This window comes from Pseudomonas oryzihabitans (assembly GCF_007665395.1).
In the GTDB taxonomy this organism is placed as follows: Bacteria; Pseudomonadota; Gammaproteobacteria; order Pseudomonadales; family Pseudomonadaceae; genus Chryseomonas; species Chryseomonas psychrotolerans_C.
In genome coordinates this window covers 77152-100772 of record NZ_VDND01000001.1, presented here as the reverse complement: position 1 = coordinate 100772, position 23621 = coordinate 77152, and the positions used below count along the sequence as shown (strand labels likewise).

At 68.6% G+C, this 23621-nt stretch carries 20 protein-coding genes; 4 read left to right on the top strand and 16 right to left on the bottom strand.

Features of this window, described 5'->3' with window-relative positions:
• Positions 1-136 precede the first annotated feature (136 nt).
• The 11 genes from argE to FSV73_RS00400 all read right to left on the bottom strand — a co-directional run bounded on the left by argE (position 137) and on the right by FSV73_RS00400 (position 13602).
• Positions 137-1288, bottom strand: coding sequence for an acetylornithine deacetylase (argE, locus tag FSV73_RS00450; RefSeq protein WP_145002325.1), 1152 nt, complete (start codon positions 1286-1288; stop codon positions 137-139).
• Positions 1285-2436: an NAD(P)/FAD-dependent oxidoreductase gene (locus FSV73_RS00445; RefSeq protein ID WP_186309145.1), complete on the bottom strand. Its 1152-nt coding sequence runs from the start codon at positions 2434-2436 to the stop codon at positions 1285-1287. The genes argE and FSV73_RS00445 overlap by 4 nt, the downstream gene beginning before the upstream one ends.
• A gap of 5 nt (positions 2437-2441) precedes the next feature.
• Positions 2442-3857 (bottom strand): NAD(P)/FAD-dependent oxidoreductase, encoded by a 1416-nt coding sequence (locus FSV73_RS00440; RefSeq protein WP_145002321.1) that lies wholly within the window; start codon positions 3855-3857, stop codon positions 2442-2444.
• A complete protein-coding gene (locus FSV73_RS00435) occupies positions 3842-4147 on the bottom strand; it encodes a (2Fe-2S)-binding protein (protein WP_145002319.1) in 306 nt (101 codons plus the stop codon). The genes FSV73_RS00440 and FSV73_RS00435 overlap by 16 nt, the downstream gene beginning before the upstream one ends.
• The gene (locus FSV73_RS00430; protein ID WP_145002317.1) at positions 4144-5988 is read right to left on the bottom strand and encodes an ABC transporter ATP-binding protein; all 1845 of its coding nucleotides are present in this window, start codon (positions 5986-5988) and stop codon (positions 4144-4146) included. The genes FSV73_RS00435 and FSV73_RS00430 overlap by 4 nt, the downstream gene beginning before the upstream one ends.
• Position 5989: 1 nt before the next feature.
• Positions 5990-6892 carry an ABC transporter permease gene (locus FSV73_RS00425; protein WP_145002315.1) on the bottom strand — a complete coding sequence of 301 codons (903 nt, stop codon included), beginning with the start codon at positions 6890-6892 and terminating at the stop codon, positions 5990-5992.
• The gene (locus FSV73_RS00420) at positions 6889-7845 is read right to left on the bottom strand and encodes an ABC transporter permease (RefSeq protein WP_145002313.1); all 957 of its coding nucleotides are present in this window, start codon (positions 7843-7845) and stop codon (positions 6889-6891) included. The genes FSV73_RS00425 and FSV73_RS00420 overlap by 4 nt, the downstream gene beginning before the upstream one ends.
• A 70-nt stretch (positions 7846-7915) precedes the next feature.
• The gene (locus FSV73_RS00415) at positions 7916-9553 is read right to left on the bottom strand and encodes an ABC transporter substrate-binding protein (protein ID WP_145002311.1); all 1638 of its coding nucleotides are present in this window, start codon (positions 9551-9553) and stop codon (positions 7916-7918) included.
• A gap of 422 nt (positions 9554-9975) precedes the next feature.
• A complete protein-coding gene (locus FSV73_RS00410) occupies positions 9976-11268 on the bottom strand; it encodes an NAD(P)/FAD-dependent oxidoreductase (protein WP_145002309.1) in 1293 nt (430 codons plus the stop codon).
• Between the two features lie 23 nt (positions 11269-11291).
• On the bottom strand, positions 11292-11963 hold the full coding sequence (locus FSV73_RS00405; protein ID WP_145002307.1) for a haloacid dehalogenase type II: 672 nt from the start codon (positions 11961-11963) through the stop codon (positions 11292-11294).
• Positions 11964-12126: 163 nt separating this feature from the next.
• Positions 12127-13602 (bottom strand): aldehyde dehydrogenase family protein, encoded by a 1476-nt coding sequence (locus tag FSV73_RS00400; RefSeq protein WP_145002305.1) that lies wholly within the window; start codon positions 13600-13602, stop codon positions 12127-12129.
• Between the two features lie 183 nt (positions 13603-13785).
• On the opposite strand from FSV73_RS00400, the gene FSV73_RS00395 reads away from it, so the two are divergent.
• Both FSV73_RS00395 and FSV73_RS00390 read left to right on the top strand, forming a co-directional pair.
• Positions 13786-14628 (top strand): GNAT family N-acetyltransferase, encoded by an 843-nt coding sequence (locus FSV73_RS00395; protein WP_145002303.1) that lies wholly within the window; start codon positions 13786-13788, stop codon positions 14626-14628.
• Positions 14629-14740: 112 nt separating this feature from the next.
• The gene (locus FSV73_RS00390) at positions 14741-15862 is read left to right on the top strand and encodes a Fic family protein (protein WP_145002301.1); all 1122 of its coding nucleotides are present in this window, start codon (positions 14741-14743) and stop codon (positions 15860-15862) included.
• Here FSV73_RS00390 and FSV73_RS00385 read toward each other — a convergent pair.
• The 3 genes from FSV73_RS00385 to FSV73_RS00375 all read right to left on the bottom strand — a co-directional run bounded on the left by FSV73_RS00385 (position 15859) and on the right by FSV73_RS00375 (position 18837).
• Positions 15859-16266, bottom strand: coding sequence for a hypothetical protein (locus FSV73_RS00385; protein WP_145002299.1), 408 nt, complete (start codon positions 16264-16266; stop codon positions 15859-15861). The genes FSV73_RS00390 and FSV73_RS00385 overlap by 4 nt on opposite strands.
• A 69-nt stretch (positions 16267-16335) precedes the next feature.
• Complete coding sequence (locus tag FSV73_RS00380) at positions 16336-17670, bottom strand: dicarboxylate/amino acid:cation symporter (RefSeq protein WP_145002297.1); 1335 nt, start codon at positions 17668-17670, stop codon at positions 16336-16338.
• Between the two features lie 108 nt (positions 17671-17778).
• Positions 17779-18837: a tartrate dehydrogenase gene (locus tag FSV73_RS00375; protein ID WP_145002295.1), complete on the bottom strand. Its 1059-nt coding sequence runs from the start codon at positions 18835-18837 to the stop codon at positions 17779-17781.
• Positions 18838-18960: 123 nt separating this feature from the next.
• Here FSV73_RS00375 and FSV73_RS00370 point away from each other — a divergent pair, with 123 nt between their 5' ends.
• Complete coding sequence (locus FSV73_RS00370) at positions 18961-19884, top strand: LysR family transcriptional regulator (RefSeq protein WP_145002293.1); 924 nt, start codon at positions 18961-18963, stop codon at positions 19882-19884.
• A 6-nt stretch (positions 19885-19890) separates the two neighbouring features.
• On the opposite strand, the gene FSV73_RS00365 is transcribed toward FSV73_RS00370, so the two are convergent.
• On the bottom strand, positions 19891-21027 hold the full coding sequence (locus FSV73_RS00365) for a glycerate kinase (protein WP_145002291.1): 1137 nt from the start codon (positions 21025-21027) through the stop codon (positions 19891-19893).
• A gap of 99 nt (positions 21028-21126) precedes the next feature.
• Complete coding sequence (locus FSV73_RS00360) at positions 21127-22203, bottom strand: sugar diacid recognition domain-containing protein (protein ID WP_145002289.1); 1077 nt, start codon at positions 22201-22203, stop codon at positions 21127-21129.
• A 377-nt stretch (positions 22204-22580) separates the two neighbouring features.
• Between FSV73_RS00360 and FSV73_RS00355 the strand changes: the two genes are divergently transcribed.
• A complete protein-coding gene (locus FSV73_RS00355; protein WP_145002287.1) occupies positions 22581-23612 on the top strand; it encodes a GGDEF domain-containing protein in 1032 nt (343 codons plus the stop codon).
• Positions 23613-23621: the final 9 nt, after the last annotated feature.

Here is a 23621-nt window from a genome sequence, read left to right as displayed (position 1 = left end):
ATTTTTTGTTAAAGACGGCACTAACAGTTACATGGGTGCGACGTGTGAGGTGGCGAAACCGACGCGAACAAAAGGAGCCGAGCCTCCTTCCAGAAGGCGCAGCCGCCCCTATCTCTGAAACATCACACGTACAGCCTCAGCCCAAGGCCATCCGCAAGCGCCCCAGCAAGGCATCACAGGCGTCGAGCTGGCTCAGTTCGACATACTCGTCCGGCTTGTGCGCCTGCTCGATGCTGCCGGGGCCGCAGACCACCACGGGGGTGTCCAGCCGACGGGCGAAGAGGCCGCCCTCGGTGCCGAAGGCCACCTTGAGCTGGCTGGTGCCCGGCTCGACCAGCGTCTGCAGGAAGCGCACGGCCTCGACACTGGGATGGGTGTCCAGGCCCGGATAGGCATTGACCGTCTCGATCTCGATGGCGGCCTTGGCGGACGTTTGCCGTGCCTCCCTGACCAGACGGTCCGCCGTCTCCTGGAGCGCGGCGACCAAAGTGGCGGGATCATCCGCCGGCAGATGGCGGATCTCGAAATCCAGGGTGCAGAGATTGGGCACGATGTTCAGCGCCTTGCCGCCCTCGATCCGCCCGACATGCAGGGTGGTATAGGGAATGTCGTAGGCCGCGTCGTGGGCGCCCTCTTCCGCCAGGCGCCGCTGGCTGGCGCGCAGGGCGCCGACCAGGTCGCTGGCCAGGTGGATAGCGTTGACGTGCAAGGGCGCCAAGGAGGAATGGCCCTCCTGGCCATGGCAGTGGGCGCGCAGCGCGGCCTTGCCCTTGTGGCCGAGGGCGACCTGCAGGTCGGTGGGTTCGCCGACGATGCAGAGAAAGGGCCGCACCGGCGCCAGTTCTAGCACGTCCAGCAGGCGGCGTACGCCGACGCAACCGATCTCTTCGTCGTGGGACAGGGCCAGTTGCAACGGGCGTTTCAAAGGTGCGCCGCGAGCGGCAGCCAGCAGCGCCACCACCGCGCAGGCGACGAAGCCCTTCATGTCGCAGGCGCCGCGGCCATAGATCCGCCCGTCCTTGAGGGTCCCTTCGAAGGGTGGCAGGGTCCAGGCCTGGCCGGCCACCGGCACTACATCGGTATGGCCGGAAAGCAGCACACCGGGCACGTCGCTCGGACCCACGCTGGCGAAGAGATTGGCCTTGCGCCCGCTCTCGTCGAGCACCAGGCGGCAGGCGATGCCGGCGGCTTCCAAAAGGCCCTGCACATGCTGGATCAGCGCCAGGTTGGAATCGGCGGAAATCGTGGGAAAGCCGATCAGGGTACGCAGCAGGTCCTGGCTGTTCATCCGGCAAGGCTCTCGCGGCGGGCGTGGGCGAAGCGGCCGATGTCGAAGGCCGCCAGGGGCGTCTCGGTACTGCCGGTGGCGATGAGTTCGGCCATGGTGTCGCCCACCCCGGGGCCGAGCTGGAAGCCGGCGCCGCAGAAGCCGAAGGCGTAGTAGAGGCCGTCCACCTGGCTGCTGGGCCCCATGATCGGCAGGTCGTCGGCGATATAGCCCTCCACCCCGCTCCAGGTGCGGATCACATTGACCCGCCCCAGGGCCGGCGCCAGCCGCCGCAGCTGGGTGAGTTGATTGAGCAGGCCATGGGGCTCGGCGCGGGCCAGGCGGGTGTCCAGGTCCGGCCGGGTGCGGAAGCAGCCGCCGAAGATGACGTTGCCGCGCGGGATCTGGCGGAAGTAGATGGTCTCGCTCACCAAGGGCGACGACACCCCCACCGCCTCCTTGAAGGCATAGGGCAAGGGCTCGGTGACGCCCATCTGCGGCCCATGGGTCTCGATGGGCACCGGCTCGCCGAACTGGCTCGACAACCGACTGCCCCAGGCGCCGGCGGTGATCAGCAGGCGCGACGCCTGGAAGCGTCGGCCATCGGCGGCCTGCACCTGGAAATCGGCACCCGGCTTGGACACCTGGGTGATTTCCACCCCTTCCTGTAGCTCGACGCCCTCGCGCACCGCCGCGCGGGCGAAGGCCGGCGCGGCCAGGCGCGGATTGGCGTGGCCGTCGTGGGGTGCGTAGGAGCCCGCCACCACCTCGGGGCCGAGGTAGGGAAATTTCTCGTGCAGGGCCGCGCCTTCGAGCACCTGCAGGTCCAGGGCGGCGGTCTCCGGCGCCCGGGCGTAATCATGCAGCATGGCGATGCGGCCGGGATCGTAGACCACCCGCAGATGACCGCCGGGGATGAACTCCAGGTCGTCACCGATGAGCTCGGGCAGTCGGCCCCAGATGCCCCGGGAGCGGTTGGACAGCGCCACCTGGGTCAGGTAGCGCCCCTGGCGGCGGACGTTGCCGAAATTGGTGCCACTGGCGAAGCGTCCGACCTGGTCGCGCTCCAGCAAGAGTACCGAGAGGCCGCGACGGCGCAGGAAAAAGGCACTGGCGCTACCCATGATGCCAGCACCGACGACGATGACATCCGCCCGATTGGCGACGATCTGACTCATGACGAAACCTCTTCTTCGCAGGCGACGATGCCCAATGGCAAGGGCCGGACCGGTGCCTGGCCGCGCAGGCGGCCGACGGTCTCCACCGGCACCCCGGATTCGGCGGCGATGATCTCGGCCCCGGCCTGGGCGCAATAGCGTCCCTGGCAGCGCCCCATGCCGACCCGGCTGAAGGCCTTGGCGCGGTTGGCTTCGCGGGCACCCTTCTCCCGCACCACGGCGCGCAGTTCACCGGCGGTGATGCCCTCGCAGCGGCAGACCACCGCGCTGTCCGGCAGGCTGGCCATCTGCCTGGCCGGCCAGGGAAAGGCTTCGGCCAGCCCCAGGCGAAAACGCTCCTGCACTGCCAGTGCTTCGCGGCAACGTTCGGCGAGGCCGGTGGGCGGCGTGCGGCCGAGATCGGTCAAGACCGCGCAGGCGGCCAGCCGCCCGGCCAGTTCGGCGCCGTCGGCACCGCGCACCCGGGCGCCATCCCCGGCGGCATAGACGCCCGGGGTGGATGTGCGTCCCACGGCATCCAGCTGCAGCACCCATTGCCCGGTCGCCCGTTCGAATTCGAAGGCGCAGCGGGCCAGGTCCGCCAGCTGGGTTTCCGGGCGCAGGTGATAGCCCAGGCCCAGGGCATCGCCGACCACCTCCTGCCGCAGGCCGCGGGCATCGGCGAAGACTACGCCGCGCACGCCCTGCTCGGCGTCGCCAAGGATTTCCAGCGGGGTGACGCCGAAGTGCAACGGCACCCCGGCGCGCTGGAGCGAGGCCATGAGTTGCACGCCCTTCCAGGCGACACCCGGCCGCGCCAGCAGCTTGGGCGCCGCCAGGGCGCGCAGCCGCAGCGGCGCGGTATCGAGAACCGCGGCCACGGTGGCCCCGGCCTGCTGGTACTGGCTGGCGACCAGGTACAGCAAGGGCCCGCTGCCCAGGAAGATCACCCGCCGGCCGATGGATACCGCCTGGGTTTTGAGGGCGATCTGGGCGCCGCCGAGGGTATAGGTGCCCGCCAGGTTCCAGCCCGGCACCGGCAGCAACCGGTCGCTGGCGCCGGTGCAGAGCACCAGGGCATCGAAGTCCAGGGTGCGCTGGCGGTTACCCTGCACGGTGTAGAGGGTGCGTTCGTGCAGGTGCCAGGCCAGCGTCTCCGGGCGGTAGTCCAGTTGCCCGCGCAGGCGGTCGAAGGTCCGGTGCAGGTCCTCGGCCTTGGTCGCCTCGCTGCCATAGAGGATGGCATAGGGACGCTGGAAGCCGTCGGGCTGGCGGCGATAGATCTGGCCACCGTCGCGGCGGTTCTCGTCGATCACCACGGGGGTGATACCCGCCGCCAGCAGGGTTTCGGCGCAGCGCACGCCGGCCGGCCCGGCACCGACGATGACCACCCGCGGCGCCTTCGAATCAGCGGGTGCTAGGCCAGATTCCATACCGCCTCCGGTTGCGCCGTGAGGATCTGCAGCCCTTCGCGGACCTCGGTGCCGCAGGCGCGCAGGCGCTCGCCCGCGGCGGTCCACACCCAGCAATCCTGGCAGGCGCCCATCAGGCAGAAACCGGCGCGGCGTTCCTCGCCGAACTCGGAGCGCCGCAGCGCCGGGCCATTGGCAAGCAAGGCGACCATCAGGGTATCGCCGGCCAGGGCCGTGACCGGCAGGCCATCGACCGTGAGGCTGACCTGCGACCGACCGGTTTCGGCGAGGCGCTGGAAGCGGGACGTCATGCGCGAACTCCTTGGGTGTGTAGCACGGCGCCGCCTTGCAGGCGTTGCAAGGTCTCGCCGTCGTGGTGACAAAGAATGAGGTTGCCGCCTGGCAGCCGCTGCTGGGGCGGCGCTGCGCGCTCGCAGCGGCCCTCGACACGCACCGGGCAGCGGCGCAGGAAGCTGCACAGCGCACCCGTCGCCTGGGGCTCGGCAGCCAGGGGCACCACCGTGCGGACCGGCTGCTCCTCCAGCCAGCCCTGGCGCAGCGCCGGCACCGAAGCGGTGAGCAGGTCGGTGTAGGGATGCAGCGGCGGATGCTGCAGCGTGGCCGGCGTACCCAGCTCCACCGGCTGACCGGCATAGAGCACCAGCACCTCGTCGCAGAGGCTGCGTACCGTGGAGATGTCGTGGCTTATGAACAGATAGGCCAGCCCCAGCTCGCGGCGCAGTTCCACCAGCAGGTCGAGGATGGCCGCGCCGACCACGGTATCCAGTGCCGAGGTCACCTCGTCGCAGAGGATCAACTCGGGTTCGGCCGCCAGGGCCCGCGCCAGGTTGACCCGCTGCTTCTGGCCACCGGACAGTTCGCCCGGACGCCGGTTGGCGAGACTCGCCGGCAGCTGCACCCGATCGAGCAACTCGCGGACCTTGCGCTGGCGGGTGGCCTTGTCGAAGGCGTGGTAGGTCTGCAGCGGGCGCATCAGGATGCGCTCCACGCTATGCGCCGGATTCAGCGCCGTGTCGGCATTCTGGTAGACCAGCTGCACCCGGCGGAACTGCTCGCGGGTGCGGCCGTCGAGGCCCGGCGGCAAGGGCTCGCCACCCAGTTGCACGCTGCCCCTGGCCGGCGGCAGCAGGCCGGCGATGACCCGCGCCAGGGTCGACTTGCCGGAGCCGGATTCACCGATCACCCCCAGCGCCTGGCCTGGCGCGATGCTCAGATTGATGTGTTCCAGCACCCGATAGCGCGGCAGACCCTCGGCGTTCATGGGCCCGTAGCCGGCCACCAGGTCGCGCACCTCCAACACCGGGGGACGTGTCTCGACCGCCGGCAGGCCGCGCTCGGCCAATGGCTCGGGCTGCGCGGCGGCCAGCAGGCTGCGGGTATAGGGATGGCGGGCACTGGCCAGCAGGCGCTCGGTGCGGCGATTCTCGTACACTTCGCCCCCATTGAGCACCAGGATGCGATCGGCCATCTGGGCTACCACCGCCAGGTCATGGGAGACATAGATGGCGGTCACGCCGCGGTCGCGGACCACCTGCTTGAACACCCGCAGCACCTCGATCTGGGTGGTGACGTCCAGCGCCGTGGTGGGTTCGTCGAGGATCACCAGGGTCGGATCGGTGATCAGCGCCATGGCCGCCATCAGCCGCTGCAGCTGGCCGCCGGACACCTGGTGCGGATAACGCTCGCCGATGTGCTCGGGATCCGGCAGTGCCAGTTCGCGGAACAGCTCCAGGGCGCGTGCCTCGGCTTCGCGCCGCGTCAGCACGCCGTGGATCAGCGCGCTTTCGATGATCTGTTCCATCAGCCGGCGCGACGGATTGAAGGCCGCCGCGGCGCTCTGGGCGATGTAGGCCACGGTCCGCCCGCGCAACTGGCGCAGGCCGGCCGCATCCAGTTCCAGCACCTGGGTGTCGCCGACGCGGATCGAGCCCCCGGCCAGGCGGCAGCCGGCGCGGGCATAGCCCAGCAGCGACAGCGCTATGGTGGTCTTGCCCGAGCCGGACTCGCCGATCAGCGCCAGCACCTCGCCCTTGGCCAGGCTGAAGCCGACGTCCTTGACGATGGGGGTTTCATTGCCGTCTTCGGCCTGGGCGACCACGCGCAGGTCCTTGACCTCTACCAGCGTCGTCATCTCAGCGCCCTCCCCGGCGGCGCGCGCCGAACCGGTCGATGAGCAGGTTGACGCCCACGGTCAGGGTACCGATGGCCAGGGCCGGCATCAGCACCGCCGGGGCGCCATCGGCCAGGCCGCCGATGTTTTCCCGCACCAGCGAACCCAGGTCGGCATTCGGCGGTTGCACGCCGAGGCCGAGAAAGCTCATGCCGCTGAGCAACAGCACGATGTAGACGAACCTCAGGCCCAGGTCGGTGAGCAGCGGCAGGCGCATGTTCGGCAGCATTTCCACCAGCGCGATGTACAGCCGACCCTCGCCACGGGTGCGGGCGACCTGGACGTATTCCAGCTCGGTGAGGTTCATCGCCAGGCTGCGGGCGATGCGATAGCAGCCCGGGCCATAGCCCACCACCGCCATGACCACCAGCAAGGGCACCGAAGAGCCGAAGGCCGAGACCATCACCAGCGCCAGCATCTTGCTCGGCAGGGAGATCAGCGCATCGATCAGCCGCGACAGCGGCTCGTCCACCCAACGCCCGGAGAGCGCGGCGAGCAGGCCGAGGCCGGTGCCCAGGGCGCAGGACAGCACCGCGGCGATCAGCGCCAGGCCCACGGTGAAGCGGGCCCCGTCGAGGATGCGGCTGAGCACGTCGCGGCCCAGGTAGTCGGTCCCCAGCGGATGGGCGACGCTGTAGCTGGCCAGCACCGCGCTATCGCCCAGGGCACCCGGGTCGTAGGGCGCGAGCCAGACGCCGAACACGGCGATGAACAGCCAGAAGGCCACCAGGCTGCCGCCGAGCACGCCGGTCAGCGACCAGCGTGCCGGCCGGCGGCTACGGGGTGGGGACAACTGGGCGTCGAGCGTCTTGCCGTCCACCGGCAGGACGGCGGTGCTGCGCACGGGCGTCACGGGTCGGGTCATAGCGTTCTCAGCCTCGGGTTGGACAGGATGGCGCAGAGGTCGGCCAGGGTCATGAGGACCAGGTAGGCGCTGCAGAACAGCATGGCGCAGGCCTGGATCAGCGGCAGGTCGCGACTGGCGACGCCGTCCACCATCAGCTGGGCGATGCCGGGATAGTTGAAGATGGTCTCGACGATCACCACCCCGCCCATCAGGTAGGAAAGGCTCAGGGCCACAGCGTTGGCGATGGGCCCCACGGCGTTGGGCAAGGCGTGGCGCAGCACGGCGCGCACCGGGCCGACGCCCTTCAGCCGCGCCATCTCCACATAGGGGCTCTGCAGTTGCTCAACCAGGGCTGCGCGGGTCATCCGCGCCATCTGCGCCACGATCACGCAGCACAGGGTCCCCACCGGCAGCGCATAGGCGCGGAGGAAATCCAGGGGACCGGAAATGTCATGGGCGAAGGTCAGCGCCGAGGTCCAGTGCAGGTGCACGGCGAAGACCAGCACCGCCAGGGTCGCCACCAGGAATTCCGGTACCGCGACGATGCCCAGGGTGAAGAGGTTGAGCACCCGGTCCAGCCGCCCGCCCGCGTTCATCGCCGAGGCGATGCCGAGCACCAGGGCCAGCGGCACCGACACCAGGGCGGTCACCCCGGCCAGCATCAGCGAACCGCCGAGGCGATCCCCGATCAGGCTGGTGATGGGCATCTGGCTGGCCAGCGACTGGCCGAGATCACCGTGCAGGAGGCCGGCCAGCCAGTGGAAGTAGCGCACCGGCGCGGGTTGGTCGAGCCCCATCTGGGCGCGCAGGGCCGCCACCTGCTCGGGCAGCGCGAACTGGCCCAGGGCCTGCTGGGCGGCGTCGCCCGGCAACAGCGCGGAGACGAAGAACACCAGCAGCGAGACGATGAACAGGGTCAGCACCCCGCCGCCGAGGCGCCGGGTGATGAGGGAAAACACGGAAAGATCCAAGGTCACCTCCTGCTTGGGCGTGGCGCGGCGAAGGGTCCCTGCTGACGCCTTCGCCACCGGGCGGCGAGCGTCAGGCCTCCAGCCAGACGTGTTCGGCGAACATGTAGCCCATGAATCCCCCGATGGGGATGATGCCGTAGCCGCCGAGCTTGGGCGAATGGGCATCGATAGAGCTGGTGAAGATCGGCAAGCCGATGCCGGAGTGCTGGTGGATCAGCAGCTGCATGTCGGCATACATCTGCTTGCGCTTGGCCAGGTCGGTCTCGCCACGGGACGCCACCAGCAACTGGTCGAACTGCTCGTTCTTCCAGCCCGATTCGTTCCAGGGCGCGTCGGACTTGAAGAACTGCGACAGCAGGATGTTGGCGGTGGGCCGGGCATTGATATTGCCGAAGCCCAGCGGGTCCTTCATCCAGTGGTTATCCCAGTAGCCGTCGGCACTGACCCGGTTGACCATCAGATTGAGGCCCGCCTGGCGCGCGGACTGCTGCAGCACCAGGGCCATCTCGTTGGCGTTGTCGGCGGCGGTGGAGGTCACCAGCGGCATCCGCGCGCCGGCGATGCCGGCCTTCTGGAAGAGGAACTTGGCCTTGTCCGGGTCATAGGGCCGCTGGGGCAGGTCCGCCGCATAGTAAGGCGAGCCCGGCATGATCGGCTGATCGTTGCCGATGGTGCCGTAGCCGAGGAACACCGACTTGAGGATCTGCTCGCGATCGAACAGCAGCTTCATGCCTTCGACCACGTTGGGGTCGTTGAACGGCCGGTTGGGGATGCGCATGATCAGGTCGGTGTAGGCACCCGAGGTGTTGGCCACAACCTTGAGCTTGCCGCTCTGCTTGAGGCGTTCGGCCGAGCGTGGGTCCACCGAGACGGTGAGCTGCACGTCGCCGGCCAGCAGCGCGTTGACCCGCGAGGGCTCGTCGCCGATGCCGATCAGTTCGATCTCGTCCAGGTAGGGCCTGCCGGACTTCCAGTAGTTCTCGTTGCGCACGCCCACGGTGCGCACGCCGGGCTTGAATTCCTTGACCTTGAAGGGGCCCGTGCCGTTGGCGGTGGAGAAGTCCTTGGTGCCGTCGGCGATGATCAGGAACGGCGAGATGGCCAGCACCGCCGGCAATTCGGAATTCGGCGATACCAGGCGGATGCGGACCTCGTCCGCTGCCACCGCGGTGACCTCGGCGAACTGATCGGCCAGCGCCTTGACCTTGGAGCCCACCGCCGGGTCCTTGTGGCGCAGCAGCGAGTAGACGACATCGGCGCTGTCGAAGGTCTTGCCGTTGTGGAACTGCACGCCCTGGCGCAGCTTGATGGTCCAGGTCGTGGCGTCCTGGGTCTCGACGCTGGTGGCCAGGGCCATCTGCGGCTCGAGATGGCTGTCGAACACCGTCAGGCCGTTGTAAAAGAAATACTGGCGCGCATAGTCGCCGGAGAAGGAGCCACGCGCCGGATCGAGGGTGTCGGCGGTGGACGAGCCGGCGGCCGCGGCGCGAATCCGCCCCCCCCGCCGTGGCGTACCGGTACCGGCGTCCTCGGCGGCGAAGGCGCGGCCATCGCTACCCAGCAGGCTGCCCACGCCCGTCGCCATCAGCCCGGCGGCACCCAGCAGGCGCAAGGCGTCGCGCCGTGACAAGCCACGGTGCAAGGCCTCGAAGGCCCGCACGCTCTCGGCTGCACCTATCAGGGGACTTCCAGTCTTTTTCTCGGTCATGTCGGCTCGCTCGTTGGGGGCTCGGTCGCCAGTCCATGCGCCCCTCCCCGGGCGCACGAAGCTGTCCTCGTGGCCGCCCTGTCTGGCGGCCGGTTTCATTACAGCACCGGCCCTGCACCCATTACCGTCGAATTGGCCCTGTGGCGAGATAGAAAAGACCGTTTTGCCCGACCCGCTCAGCATTGTTTGCGGTGTGCTTCGCGACGGCGCACCAGGGCCGCCGATGCCCGGCTTTGGCGCGTCTGGCTGGCGTTTCGCTTGGCCGGCGCAATGCACGGCCAAGGCCCTCCGGGCGTCTGGCCAGGGTGGCCAAGGCGGTCGCCGCAGCAGTTTCTGCCTGGCCCGGACCAACATGCAAAAACCGCCCACCGGGGCGTTTCCGTCTGGCGGAATCCCGGTGGGCGGTTTGCAAGGCGGAGGGCTTAGTGCAGGCAGTCCTGGACCCGGTAATAGAGCCCCACCAGCGGCAGGAACCAGGGCTTGCCAAAGTGGCCGGGAATGGCCGGCCACTCCAGCACCCGCCAGGGATTGGCCTGGTTGCGGCCTTCCAGCACCTCGGCCATCACCCGGCCCATGTGCACCGACATCTGCACGCCGTGGCCGCTGTAGCCCATGGCGTAGAACAGGCCATCCTGCTCGCCGGCCCGGGGCAGGCGGTCGGCGGTCATGTCCACCAGGCCACCCCAGCAATAGTCGATGGGCGCCTGGGCCAGGCCGGGAAACAGCTGGCCTAGCGCGGCGCGCAGCACGGCGCCGCTCTTGGCGTCCTGGCGCGGATCGGACAGGGCGAAGCGTGCCCGCCCGCCGAAGATCAGCCGCTGATCCGGCGTGGTACGGAAATAGTTGCCGATGATGCGGCTGGTCACGTAGGTCCGCCGATTGGGCAGAAGTTCGTCCAGCTGCGCCTTGGGTAGCGGCGCGGTGGCGATGATGAAGCTGCCCACCGAGGCGATGCGCCGGCGAAACCACTGGAAGGGCCCGACTTGGGCATTGCCGGTGGCCACCAGCACCTGGCGGGCGCGCAACTCGCCCCTGGCACTGGTCACCCGGAAGCTGCCATCGGGCAGCCGCCGCAGATCGCTGACCGCCGCTCCTTCGTAGACCTGGGCACCGCGGCGTACCGCGGCCTCGGCCAGGCCAACGCCGAAGCGCCCCATGTGCATCTGGGCGCCATTGCGTTGCAGCAGGCCGCCATGGAAGCCCGCCGACGCGACCTCGGTCCGTACCTGGGCGGGACTGAGCAGCTCCACCTCCGGATCCACCTCCTGGCGAATCAGCTCGCAGGTGCGCGCCAGGCTGTCGTAGTGCTGCGGCTTGGCGGCCAGCTTGAGCTTGCCGGCCTTGAGGAAATCGCAGGCGATGCCCTCCTCGGCGATCACCGCCTCGACGCTGGCCACTGCATCGGCATAGGCCTGGTAGAAGGCCCGGGCGCGCTCGGCGCCGAGGCTGGCGCGCAGAGCCGCGTAGTCCTGGGCGACCCCGGTATTGCAGTGGCCCCCGTTACGGCCGGAGGCTTCGCCGATCACCCGGCCGGCCTCCAGCACCGCCACGCTGGCCCCGCGCTGGCGCAGCGCCACGGCCGCCGACAGCCCGGTGAAGCCGCCACCGATGACGGCGACGTCCACCTCGCCCGCCACCGGACCGGGAGTGCCCCCGGTAAAGCTCGGCGCGGTCGCGAGCCAATAGGATTCGGACGACTCTTGGCCGTGACGCATGGGCGGCGCTCCTGAGCGGGGGTTTATTCGAGACCGACCACGGCGGCCAGGCCGCCGATGTCCTTGATCTCGGTGTTGCTGTAGTAAGGGGTGCTCGGCTCATGACCGCGATTCACGAACACCTTGTGCTTGATGTTCATGTAGTCGGCCGGGATCAGGTCGTAGCGGAAGCTCGAGGAGACGTGCAGCACGTCTTCCGGACCGCAGCCGAGGTTGTCCAGCATGTATTCGAAGGCCTGCAGGCGCGGCTTGTAGGCCTGGCCCTGCTCGGCGGTGAAGACCCGGTGGAAGGGCACGCCCAGCTTGTCGACGTTGGACATGATCTGCTCGTCGGCGGCATTGGAGTAGATCACCAGCGGGATCTTGTCGGCGATCTTGGCCAGGCCCGCGGTCACGTCCGGATGGGGCCCCCAGCTCGGCACCGCCTCGTAGTAGGCATTGGCCTCGGCGTCGGTGAAGGAGATGCCCCAGCGCTTGCAGGTCCGCTCCACCGCCGAATACAGCACCTCCGCATAGGGTTTCCAGGCGCCGAGCACCTCGTCGAAGCGATAGCCGTTGAAGTCCTTGCAGAACTGGTCCATGGCTTCGGCCGGGATGCGGTCGGCGAACATCTCGCGGGCCATGTCGGACATGCGGAATCGGGTCAGGGTGCCGTAGCAGTCGAAGGTGATGTACTTGGGCCGAAAGGCGGTCATGGCAAGGATCCTTTGACGGGGTCGTGGGTGGAGGCCGGAACGCCGGTGGCGTTCCTGGCAAGCATTACAGCATCGGCGGGCCCGGGGGTTGTCCGCTTTCAGGCGCCGCGGGAAACAGAAAAAACCGTTTTGGGGGTGGGGCCCAGCATTGTTTGCGGAAGCCTCAGGAATGCTCCAGATCGATCAGCACGCTCTTGCTGCGCAGGTTGGCCTCGAAGGCCGCGCGGCCCAGGTCCTTGCCGATGCCGGAGCGCTTGTAGCCGCCGGTGGGGATGATCCAGTCGTGGCTGCGGCCGTAGCGATTGACCCAGACGGTGCCGACTTCCAGCGCCCGGGTCAAACGCAGGGCCCGACCCAGATCGGCCGTATGCACCCCGGCCGCCAGACCATAGGTGGGGTGCTCGGCCAGCGCTAGGGCCTCGGCTTCGTCATCGAACACCTGCACAGTCAGCACCGGGCCGAAGATCTCTTCGCGGACCGCGGGATTTTCCGCGTCGACGCCGGCGATCAGGGTCGGCTGATAGTAGGCGCCGCCCAGCCCCTCCTCCAGCGCGCCACCGACCATGAGCTCCGCCCCGGCCGCCTGGCTGCGGGAGACGATGTCGTGGATGCGCTGGCCCTGGCGGTGGGAAATGATCGGCGCCAGCGTCGCCGCGGCCGACCAGGTCGGCCCCGGGCGCAATTCGGCGAAGGCGGCGCGGATGCCCTCCAGCATAGGCTCCAGGACGGCACGCTGCACCAGCAGGCGCGATCCCGACACGCACACCTGGCCAGCGTTGCCGGTGATGGCGGCAGCCACGCTGCGCGCGGTGCGGGCCAGATGCGGCGCATCGGCGAACACCAGCTGCGGGCTCTTGCCACCCAGTTCGAGGGTCACCGGCTTGGGCCCGCTCTGGGCGCAGGCGGTCATGATGGCGCTGCCGGTGCCGGTGGAGCCGGTGAAGGTCACCTTGCCGATCCGCGGGTGTCGACAGAGGGCATCGCCGGTGACCCGACCATCGCCCTGGACCACGCTGAGGATGCCCGACGGCAGCCCGGCCAGGGTGGCGAGTTCGGCCAGACGCAGGATGGAGAACGGGGTCAGCTCCGATGGCTTGATCACCACGGCATTGCCCGCGGCCAGCGCCGGGGCGATCTTCCAGCCGGCCATGCTCAGTGGAAAATTCCACGGGGCGATGGCGCCCACCACGCCATAGGGCTCGGTGATCTGCATACCCAGATGGGAGGTAGCGGTCGCGGCCACCTCGCCGCCGTGCTTGTCGGCGAATTCGGCGAAGAAGCGGATGCCTTCGGCCACATAGGGGATGTCCCAGGCCAGCACGTCGCGCAGCGGGCGGGTCGAGCCCACCGCTTCCAGGGGGCCGAGCACCTCGCCATCAGCTTCCACCAGGTCGGCCCAGCGGCGCATCACCCGGGCGCGTTCGCGTGGCGGGCGGGTCGCCCAGTCGCTGGCCTTCCAGGCGCGCCAGGTGCTCTCCACCACCTCGTCCACCAGGTCGGCCGAGGCGCAGGGCAGCCCGCTTTGCAGCTGACCGTCGGAGGGCCGGAACACCTCCAGCTCGGCCACGGCATCGCGGCTGCGGCCACCGATGAAATGAGCACAACGAACCTTAATATCTCTGGGGTCGAACGAGGCCATGGCGCGCTCCGCTAGGGCTGTGGGCTTGGCCCCATGCTAGGCGCGCGGGTCATCATCTTTTGCCGAACTGGCGCGGACCTTCGGCGCCCCGCGACGGAACGCCCCGCTTCCGGCAACCGAATCTGCCGTCGCTTCTTGCTAGGCTGCTGCCTGAATCTGTCAGTCCCGAACCGGAGCCTTGCCGTGTCCAACGTCACCCTGAGACCCCTGCGCGAAACCGACCTCGCCACCGCCCACCGCCTGTCCCAGGCGCTGCAGTGGCCCCATCGCCTGGAAGACTGGCAATGCCTGTTCCATACCGGCGAAGGCCTGGTGCTGGAGGACGACCAGGGGGTGTTCGGCACCGGTTTCTGCGTGCCCCAGGGCGACTACGCCACCATCGGCCTGGTGATCGTCGCCGACAGCCACCAGGGTCAGGGCCACGGGCGCCGTCTCATGGACGGCCTGCTGCAGCTGGCCGGTAGCCGCACGCCGCTGCTGGTCGCTACCCTGCGCGGTGCCCCGCTCTATCGCAGCCAGGGCTTCGACTCCTACGAACGCATCTTCCAGCACCAGGTGGCGGCCCTGCCGACCCTGGGTGAACGACACCCGCTGGAGAGCCAGATCCGCACCCTGAGCCTGGTGGACGCGCCCCACCTGGAAGCCCTTGCCCAGGCGGCTACCGGGCTGGACCGCACCACCCTGTTGCGGGAGCTGCTGCCGCAGGCCGAGCGCATCGTCGGCCTGGAGCGCGACGGCCAGCTCCGCGGCTTCGCCCTGCTCCGCCCCTATGGCCGCGGTCTCTCGGTCGGCCCGGTGATCGCCGAATCCACCGAGCAGTCCCAGGCGCTCAGCCTGGCGCTGCTGCGCCACGCCGAGGGGCGTTACGTGAGATTCGACGTGACCGGACGCAGTGGTCTCAATCCCTGGCTCAGCGAACTGGGCATCCCCCAGGTCGACGAGGTCGAGCAGATGGCCAAGGGCACCGCCCCGACCGCCCGTGACGGGGTGGATCAGTTCGCCTTGCTGACCCAGGCGCTGGGTTGAACACACCCACGCCCTAGGAGTACCGCTGGATATTGAGCCGAATAGCGGCCAAAATCGGCTCATATAAAGAGCCGATTAGTAGCGATAATCGACTCATCAGCGGAGCGCGCCCATGCAGGACAGGCAGTGGATTTGGCAACACCCGAACTGGCCCGCCTTCGCCTGGAAGGCTGAACCGCTAGCCCCCCTGCTTCGGCGCTGCACGCTGCTCCAGGGGCAATTGCTGGGAATGGCCGGAGTCGTGGGACAGGATGCCGAAGCGCAGAATGCCCTGGACGCCCTCCTGCAGAACGTCCTCACCTCCTCGGCCATCGAGGGCGAGCAGCTCAACGTCGGCTCGCTGAGGTCATCGCTCGCTCGGCGCCTGGGCCTGGCCGACCCAGGCCGCCCAAGCCCACGGAGTGAAGGCCTGGCGGCCCTGTCCCTGGACAGTACGGGCACCTTAGATGCACCCCTGGATCAGGACCGGCTCTGCAAATGGCATCGCTGGTTGTTTGCCGAGGAAGCAGCCTTGCTGGGTAATCAGCCAAGGATCGGCCAGTGGCGCGGCGAGGAGCCCATGCAGGTGGTCTCGGGGCGTCTCGACCAGCCCCGGGTGCACTTCGAAGCCCCACCCCGGGACGGCCTTGAGCGACAGATCGACACATTCCTCGAATGGTTTGCCGTCAGCCGGGACGACGCGAGCCTGGACCCCTTGCTGCGTGCAGGTATCGCCCACCTCTGGTTCGTTACCCTGCACCCCTTCGACGACGGCAACGGCCGCATCACCCGGGCTCTCACCGACCTTGCCCTGGCCCAGGCCGAGGGCCAGGCAAATCGCCTCTATGCCATGTCGGCGAGCATCCTCGAGGACCGCAGCGGTTACTACCAGATCCTGGAGGCCAGCCAGCGCGGCGATCTGGACGTCACCGCTTGGCTGCTCTGGTTTCTCGCGACCTTGGCACGCAGTCTGGAACAGGCCCGGCAGCGCATCGACCGCGTGCTAACCAAGGCGCGCTTCTGGCAGGACCACCGGACGGACGAGTTGTCCCCCGAACAGACCAAGGTCCTGAATCGCCTGCTCGACGGCGGCGAGCGCGGCTTCACGGAGGGCATCAGCGCGGCCCAGTACCAGGCAGTGGCCAAGGTCTCCAAGGCCACGGCGACCCGCCACCTGGCGGATCTGCTGGCCAAGGGCTGCCTGGTGAAACTGCCCGGCGGCGGTCGCAGCACCCGCTATCGGGTCGCCGGCTAACGCCACTCGCACCCGGCGACGCGGTTGCAGCTGGTGCGGCCACGGTCGCCTTGGGAGGTGGAAAAGCGACTGATCACGTTCCAGCCCAGCTGGCGGGTACGGCCTAGCCAGAGGTTGCCGTCGCTGGTCAGGCCGCTGAAGAATTGCAGCCGTCCCAGACGGGTGCTGGTCTGGGCCCAGGACAGGCCCGAGACCGGATCGTAGCCGCGCATCAGGGTGTCGTTGCCCTGCACCGCCACCCCGTACCAGCCACCCCGCCCGTCCTGGCAGCGCAGCACGAAGGCGCTGCGCACGCAGGTGTTGGCGGGGGTGAGACTGGGAATGGCCGCCTGGACGAAAGACGCCGGCATCAGCAGCAGAGCACTGGAAATCAGGCCGGTACGCAGGATGGCAGACGGGATCATCGCGGCAGTCGGTCGGGGGCGGGACGCCCAGCATGAGGCAAATCCTGCGGGCCGGCCAGCCTGACTGCGCTAGAGCGCCTTGGTACCCAGTGCAGGCAGGCCCGGTTCCGCCGCCACGCCACGCTCCGGCGCCTCGGACTCCGGTGCGGGCGTAGCCTTGCCATCCAGCGCGGCCTTGAGCCGCTGCCTGTCCAGCGCCCCGACCCAGCGGGCGATGGCCAGGGTCGCTACGCCATTGCCGATGGTATTGGTGATGGCCCGCGCCTCCGACATGAAGCGATCCACCCCCAGCAGCAAGACCATGCCCGCCACCGGAATGGTGCCGAGGCTGGCCAGGGTTGCCGCGAGGGTGATGAAGCCCGATCCCGTGACCCCGGCCGAGCCCTTGGAAGTGAGCATGAGCACGGCCATGATGATGAGCTGGTCGGTCAGGCTCAGGGGCGTATTGGTGGCCTGGGCGATGAAGGTGGCGGCAGCGGTGTAATAGATGGCCTGGCCATCCGGATTGAAGGTCAGGCCCGAAGGGATGACCATGCCGGCTACCGGCTTGGAACAGCCCGCGTTCTCCATCTTGCGGATCATCTGCGGCAACACCGACTCGGACGAACTGGTACCCAGCACGGTGAACAGTTCTTCCTTGAGGTACTTGAGCAGCTTCCACAGGCTGAAGCCGGCGACGCGGCAGATCGGCCCCAGCACCAGGGCGACGAAAAGAATGCAGGTGAGGTAGAAACAGGCCATCAGCTTGCCCAGCGAGAACAGCGAGCCGAAGCCGTACTTGCCGATGGTGAAGGCGATGGCGCCAAAGGCCCCCAGCGGGGCCAGGCGCATCACGATGTTGACGATGCCGAACATGCCGTGCATCAGGCTATCGAGGGTGCGGATGATCGGCTTGCCCTTGTCGCCACAGCGCGCCAGGGCCACCCCGAGCAGGATGGAGAACAACAGGATCTGCAGGATGTTGCCCTTGGCGAAGGCGTCCCCCAGGGTGTTGGGGATGATCTGCATCATGAAGGCGATGAAGGACTCGTGCTTGGCCGCCTCGGTGTAGCTGGCGATGGCGGAGCTGTCGAGGGTGGCCGGATCGATGTTCATGCCGGCGCCGGGCTTGAAGGTATCGACCACCACCAGGCCGACGATCAGCGCCAGGGTCGAGACCACCTCGAAGTAGAGGAAGGCACGGATGCCCACCCGGCCCAGTTCCCTCATGTCGTTCATCTTGGCGATGCCGGTGACCACGGTGAGGAAGATCACCGGCGCCAGCAGCATCTTGATCAGCTTGATGAAGGCGTCGCCGATGGGTTTGAGCGAGGTGGCGAAATCCGGGTAAAAGACGCCGAGCAAGGCGCCGGCGATGACCGCGATGACGACCTGGACGTAGAGTTTTCCGAGTAGGCGCTTCATGGGATATCCATTGTTGTTCTTGTAATGGAAGCGACCGCGCGGGCGGTCGCCCGTGAACGTGCAGACCCTGGCCACCCGCGCCGCCTGGCCGCGGGTGGCGCCGCCGGTCTAGCGGGCAATTAGCTCCAGCAGGGCGTCGGTGACCTGGCGCGTGGTGGCCGTGCCGCCTAGGTCCGGCGTGTGCAGGCCGCTGGCGGTGACCTCCTCGATGGCACTCATCAGGTGGGCGCTGGCCTCGCGCTCGCCGAGGTGGTCCAGCATCAGCGCCGCGGTCCAGAAGGTGGCGATGGGGTTGGCCACGCCCTTGCCGGTGATGTCGAAGGCCGAGCCGTGGATGGGTTCGAACATCGACGGGAAGCTGCGCTCGGGATTGAGATTGGCGGTGGGCGCGATGCCCAGGCTGCCAGACAGCGCCGCGGCCAGGTCCGAGAGGATATCGGCGTGCAGGTTGGTCGCGACGATCACGTCCAGGTTGCCCGGCTTGAGCACCATGGTGGTGGTCACGGCGTCCACCAGTTCGCGGGTGGTGCGCACGTCCGGATAGTCCTTGGCCACTTCGGCGAACACCTCGTCCCACAGCACCATGCCGTGGCGCTGGGCATTGGACTTGGTCACCAGGGTCAGGTGCTTGGCCGGGCGGCTGCGGGCCAGCTCGAAGGCAAACCTATGGATGCGCTCGACGCCGACACGGGTGAAGGTCGAGACCTCGGTGGCCACCTCGATGGGCAACCCCTGGTGGACCCGCCCGCCGCTGCCGGAATACTCGCCTTCGGAGTTTTCCCGGACGATCACCCAGTCGATGGCCTGGCCGTTGGTGAGCGGACTCTTCACCCCTGGCAGCACCCGCGCTGGACGGACGTTGGCGTATTGGTCGAAGCCTTGGCAGATCGGCAGGCGCAGGCCCCAGAGGGAAATATGGTCCGGCACCTTCTGGCTGCCCACCGCGCCGAAGAAGATGGCGTCGGCCTGCTTGATCTCCTCCAATCCCCCTGCGGGGATGTAGTGGCCATGCTCCAGGTAGTACTCCGAATCCCAGGGGTAGTGGCTGACCTCGAACGCGAAACCGCCCAGGCGCTTGGCCAGGCCCTCGAGGACCTCGAGGCCGGCGGCTATGACTTCGACCCCGATACCGTCTCCGGGAATGGCAGCGATCTTGTAGTTCTTCATGACGTGGCCCTGTGCTCTTGTTCGTTGGGGGAACGCCGGCTGGCAGCGTAGGGCCGAGTATAGGTAGTGAAATCCAGGCTAAGATTCACCTCAAATCATCACATAAGTGAATTGAGGTTAATAATGAGCCGTCCCCAGGACCTCAGCTTCTTCCACCTGCTGGCCCAGCAAGGCAACCTCGCGGCCACGGCGCGCGAGCTGGGTATCACCCCGCCGGCGGTGAGCAAGCGATTGGCCGCCCTGGAACGGCGCCTGGGGGTGCGGCTGGTCAATCGCACCACCCGCTCGCTGGGACTGACGCCCGAGGGCGAACTGTATTTCCGCCATGCCGGACGCATCCTCGGCGACATCGAAGCGGTGGAGGACATGGTTGCCAGCCGCCGTGGCCAGCCCAAGGGACTGCTGCGGGTCAACGCCTCCCTGGGCTTCGGTCGGCGCTACATAGGGCCGGCGCTGGCGGCCTTCATCGACCGCTATCCCGAAGTGGAAACCCAGCTGCTGCTCAGCGACCATCCCATGGAGCTGGCCGCCCATGGCCTGGACCTGGGCATCCGTTTCGGCGTGGCCCCGGATGCCGGCTATCACGCGCGGCGCATCGCCAGCAATCGCCGGCTACTGTGCGCCTCGCCGCTCTACCTGGAACGTCATGGCACCCCGGAGCGGCTGCAGGAGCTGGCCGCGCACAACTGCATCTTCCTGCGCCAGAACGACAGCATTCACGGGGTCTGGGAGTTCCTCGAAGGCTCGCGCACCCGCAGCGTCAAGGTGCGCAGCAACCTGAGCTGCAACGACGGCGAGGTGGCGCTGAACTGGGCCCTGGAAGGCCGCGGTATCCTGCTGCGCGCGGAATGGGACATCGCCCGCTACGTCCGCAGCGGGCGGCTACGCCGGGTGCTGGAAGACGCCCGCCCGCCCTCGGCGGACGTCTATGCGGTCTATTCCGAGCATCATCACCTGTCGGCCAAGGTGCGGCACTTCATCGACTTCCTGGTGGAGCGCTTCCAGCGCATCGACCACCTCGACGACCCGGCCAGCGCGGCGGACTGAGCGCGCTCAGGCCTTGGCCGTTGCCCACAGCCGTCCGATATCCCGCGCGGTACGTTCCAGCAGCACCTCGGCCTGGGTCAGGGCCTCGTCCAGGCTGAGCGGACCCGGCACCAGGCTGAAGGCCGCCGCCAGGCCCTGTTCGTAGAGAGCGTCGTAGCCCTCTCCCAGGGAGCCGGCCACGGCCACCACCGGCACGCCCACTCGCCGGGCCAGGCGCAGCACCCCGGCGGGGGTCTTGCCTCTCAGGGTCTGGCCGTCCAGCCGCCCTTCCCCGGTCAGTGCCAGGTCGGCACCGCGCAGTGCCGCCTCCAGCCCCACCAGCTCGGCCACCACCTCGATGCCCGGGCGGAAGGTCGCCTGGAGAAACGCCAGGGCGGCGAAGCCGACGCCACCGGCCGCGCCGGCACCCGGCTGCCCGCGGACGTCGCGGCCCAGGGTCGTGGCGGTGACCGACGCGAAGTGCCCCAGCGCCTCGTCGAGCTGGCGGACCTGCTCGGCCGAGGCGCCCTTCTGCGGACCGAAGACGTGGCTGGCGCCCTGGGGACCGCAGAGTGGGTTGTCGACGTCGGCGGCGATGATCACGTCCACCGCGGCCAGGCGCGGATGCAGCTGCGCCAGCTCGATCCGCGCCAGCCCGGCGAGGGCGGCGCCACCTGCCGCCAGCGCCTGCCCCTGCCGGTCCAGCAACCCCACGCCCAGGGCCTGGAGCAGACCCGCGCCGCCATCGTTGGTGGCGCTGCCACCGATGGCCAGTACCAGGCGCTCGGCGCCGGCGTCCAGGGCCGCGCGCAGCAACTCGCCGGTGCCGCGGGAAGTGGCGGCCAGCACCTCGCGCCGGGCCCTGGGTACCAGCTCCAGGCCACTGGCACTGGCCATCTCGACGAAGGCGGTGCGCTGCTCGGCCAGCCAGCCCCAGCGGGCGCTCACCGACTCGCCCAGCGGCCCGGTCACCTGCGCCTGGCGCACCTCGCCGCCGGTGGCGGCCAGCACGGCGTCCAGGGTGCCCTCACCGCCGTCGCCCAGCGGGCATTCGATCAGCTCGGCCGCCGGCAAGGCCTGGCGCAGGCCGCGCGCCAGGGCGCGGGCGACGCCTGCGGCGGACAGGCTCTCCTTGAAGGAATCGGGAGCGATGACGATCTTCATGGGCGATTCTCCGTTGTTGTACGCCGAGTGTTTCCCGGATCAGCGAGAACGACAACAGGACATTTGCCCAGCAAGGTGCCATCAAGACTGTGGAATCGCCTAGCTGGCATCCAGCAGCTGAAGTGCGCAATACAGCTCGGCGGCCTCGGCGAAGCGCCGCGGATCGCGGCCCGTCACTGCCTGGATACGTTCCAGCCGATGCCGCAGGCCATTGCGGTGCAGCCCCAGGGCCGCGGCACAGGCCTGGGGGCTGGCATCCTGGGCGAACCAGCTGCGCAGCGTCGCCAGCAGCTGGCCATCGCCATCGGCCTGGCGCAGCCGTTCGAGGGGCTCCAGCAGCCAGGCGCTGTCCGGGCGCCCGGCCTGGCCGTGCAGCCAGGTGGGCAGCGCCAGCTCGTCCAGCATCACCTGGTCGGGTGCCGGTCGCAGACGCCTGGCCACGGCCAGCAGGTCCAGCGCCCGCCGGGTCGTCTCGGCCAGCCCACGCCAGGGACGCGCCTGCGGCACCCAGGCACTGCGCGCCAGTGACCAACCCTGGGCGGGTAGTTCGTCCAGCAGGACCGACGGGGAGAGCGTGCCAGGGCGGTACCAGAGCCACTGGCACTCCTCCCGTGGCAGGCACCAGCTGTCGGCAATGCGCCCCTGTGCCCAGTCGCCAAAGGTCGGCGCTGGCGCGGCGAATTCCAGCAGCAGCACATCCCGCGGCAGCTCCGGCCGCAAGCCGAGCAGGCTGGCGTGGCGACTCAGCTCGGGCGTCGCGGCGGGTGCCAGCAGCTGGCGCAGCAAGGGAGGAGTCATGCCGGCGCTCGCAGACGGCTGGCCGGCCGCCTGTTCGATGAGCATTTCCGCCGTCAGGCGCAGGAGTTCGGCGGGCAAGCGCAGCTGTTCGGCATCCTCGCCGCTCACCCCGAGTACCCCGACCAGCTCACCCTGACGATACAGCGGCAGGTTGATCCCGGCCTGGACGCCCGGCAATCGGGCGGCGGCCGCGGCATCCAGCGCCACCGCCCGGCTTTCGGCGATCACCTGCCGCGCGCCGGCATGGCGGGTGAACAGCCGCGTCGGGTCACCCGAGCCGATGATCAGCCCGGCGGCGTCCATGACGTTCACGTTGCCCGGCAGGATGCGCATGGCGCGCTCGACGATTTCCTGTGCCAGGCGCTGGCTCAGCTCCAAGGCCACCTCCGCGGTTGAAGAGCGCCGGCATGGCGCGTCGTCACCTTAGAGACGTCCCCCGCGCCAGGCAAGCCGGCGTATATGCCAACCCGCTGCCCGAGGAAATCGGCAAGGCCTCTCCGCCTCCCGCGCCGGTCAAAGGCTTCCGCCGGAGGCTTGAAGTCAGCCTTTTGACGGGTCACCAGCAGGCGCTGCGACCGCCCGACCACTGAGCGGAGCTCGGCGACGGACGTTGCCCCGGTCTAGACAGGGGCATCCACTCCGCTGGGTCCTTCCCAAGCTCCATTCGGCTAAAGGATCACCCAGGCTGGCCGTTTGCCATTAAGCTTATTATTTAGCGCGTTTATCATTGGCGCACGGTTTTCCGGTGACCCTTCATGACAGCTCTTTCCTATCGCGACCGCCACCAGGCCCTGAACCATTCCCTGGAACGCTTCTGGGAGGTCGCCAAACCCGTGGTCCAGGCCGCCATGGGTATCCATCTGGTCCTGCTGGTGATCTTCGCCCTCCTCGACCAGACGGCGATGGTCTGGGCCAACGTGGCCAGCGTGGCCCTGTACCTGGGTTGCCTGGCCGCCCTGCGCCAGCGTCGCTACCGCATCGCCAGCCTAACCATGAGCTGCGAAATCGTCGGCCACGCCTGCTTCGCCACCTGGCAACTCGGCTGGGACAGCAACTTCCATTTCTACGTGCTGTGCATCCTGCCGATCATCATCTACAACTACCGCACCGCGCCCCGTCGCCATCTGCTGCTGGTCCTCGGCATCCTGGTCACCCTGGCCGGCGGCTACCTGCTGCATCCACCGGCGACGCTGCCACCGCTGGCGATGAAGCTGTTCGGTACCGGCAACATCATCAGTGCCCTGCTGCTGCTCCTCTATGGCACCGGGGCCTCCTTCTACCACAGCACCCAGATGCAGCTGGACCTGCTGCACTCCGCCAGCCACGACAGCCTCACCAACCTGTACAACCGCCGGCGGATCCTCGACCAGGCCGACCAGGACCAGTGCCTCAGCGGCAGCCTGATCCTGTTCGACATCGATCACTTCAAGCACATCAACGATAGATTCGGCCATGACTGCGGCGACCTGGTACTGCAGCGGATCGCCGACGTCATCCGCCGCGAAGTCCGGCATTCGGACCTCGCGGCGCGCTGGGGCGGCGAAGAATTCCTCGTGCTGCTGCCCCAGGCCCGCACCGAGGTGGCCTGGGGCGTGGCGGAGCGGATCCGCCAGCGCCTGGGCGAGGTGACCCAGTCCCTGGAACGTGGGCCGGCGCGGGTCACGGCGACCCTGGCGGTCTGCGAGATCCGTGATTGCGAAGCCTTCGCCAGCGCCCTGGAACGTGCCGACCAGGCGCTCTACCGCGGCAAGCAGGAAGGCCGCGACCGGGTGATGTTGGCCGCTTGAGCCCTGATC

What these genes read in the sequence shown, in the direction of transcription:
- argE (WP_145002325.1), bottom strand. Translation starts at nt 1,288, where the DNA reads ATGAACAGCCAGGACCTGCTGCGTACCCTGATCGGCTTTCCCACGATT.
- FSV73_RS00440 (WP_145002321.1), bottom strand. Translation starts at nt 3,857, where the DNA reads ATGGAATCTGGCCTAGCACCCGCTGATTCGAAGGCGCCGCGGGTGGTC.
- FSV73_RS00435 (WP_145002319.1), bottom strand. Translation starts at nt 4,147, where the DNA reads ATGACGTCCCGCTTCCAGCGCCTCGCCGAAACCGGTCGGTCGCAGGTC.
- FSV73_RS00430 (WP_145002317.1), bottom strand. Translation starts at nt 5,988, where the DNA reads ATGACGACGCTGGTAGAGGTCAAGGACCTGCGCGTGGTCGCCCAGGCC.
- FSV73_RS00425 (WP_145002315.1), bottom strand. Translation starts at nt 6,892, where the DNA reads ATGACCCGACCCGTGACGCCCGTGCGCAGCACCGCCGTCCTGCCGGTG.
- FSV73_RS00415 (WP_145002311.1), bottom strand. Translation starts at nt 9,553, where the DNA reads ATGACCGAGAAAAAGACTGGAAGTCCCCTGATAGGTGCAGCCGAGAGC.
- FSV73_RS00410 (WP_145002309.1), bottom strand. Translation starts at nt 11,268, where the DNA reads ATGCGTCACGGCCAAGAGTCGTCCGAATCCTATTGGCTCGCGACCGCG.
- FSV73_RS00405 (WP_145002307.1), bottom strand. Translation starts at nt 11,963, where the DNA reads ATGACCGCCTTTCGGCCCAAGTACATCACCTTCGACTGCTACGGCACC.
- FSV73_RS00400 (WP_145002305.1), bottom strand. Translation starts at nt 13,602, where the DNA reads ATGGCCTCGTTCGACCCCAGAGATATTAAGGTTCGTTGTGCTCATTTC.
- FSV73_RS00390 (WP_145002301.1), top strand. Translation starts at nt 14,741, where the DNA reads ATGCAGGACAGGCAGTGGATTTGGCAACACCCGAACTGGCCCGCCTTC.
- FSV73_RS00385 (WP_145002299.1), bottom strand. Translation starts at nt 16,266, where the DNA reads ATGATCCCGTCTGCCATCCTGCGTACCGGCCTGATTTCCAGTGCTCTG.
- FSV73_RS00380 (WP_145002297.1), bottom strand. Translation starts at nt 17,670, where the DNA reads ATGAAGCGCCTACTCGGAAAACTCTACGTCCAGGTCGTCATCGCGGTC.
- FSV73_RS00375 (WP_145002295.1), bottom strand. Translation starts at nt 18,837, where the DNA reads ATGAAGAACTACAAGATCGCTGCCATTCCCGGAGACGGTATCGGGGTC.
- FSV73_RS00370 (WP_145002293.1), top strand. Translation starts at nt 18,961, where the DNA reads ATGAGCCGTCCCCAGGACCTCAGCTTCTTCCACCTGCTGGCCCAGCAA.
- FSV73_RS00365 (WP_145002291.1), bottom strand. Translation starts at nt 21,027, where the DNA reads ATGAAGATCGTCATCGCTCCCGATTCCTTCAAGGAGAGCCTGTCCGCC.
- FSV73_RS00355 (WP_145002287.1), top strand. Translation starts at nt 22,581, where the DNA reads ATGACAGCTCTTTCCTATCGCGACCGCCACCAGGCCCTGAACCATTCC.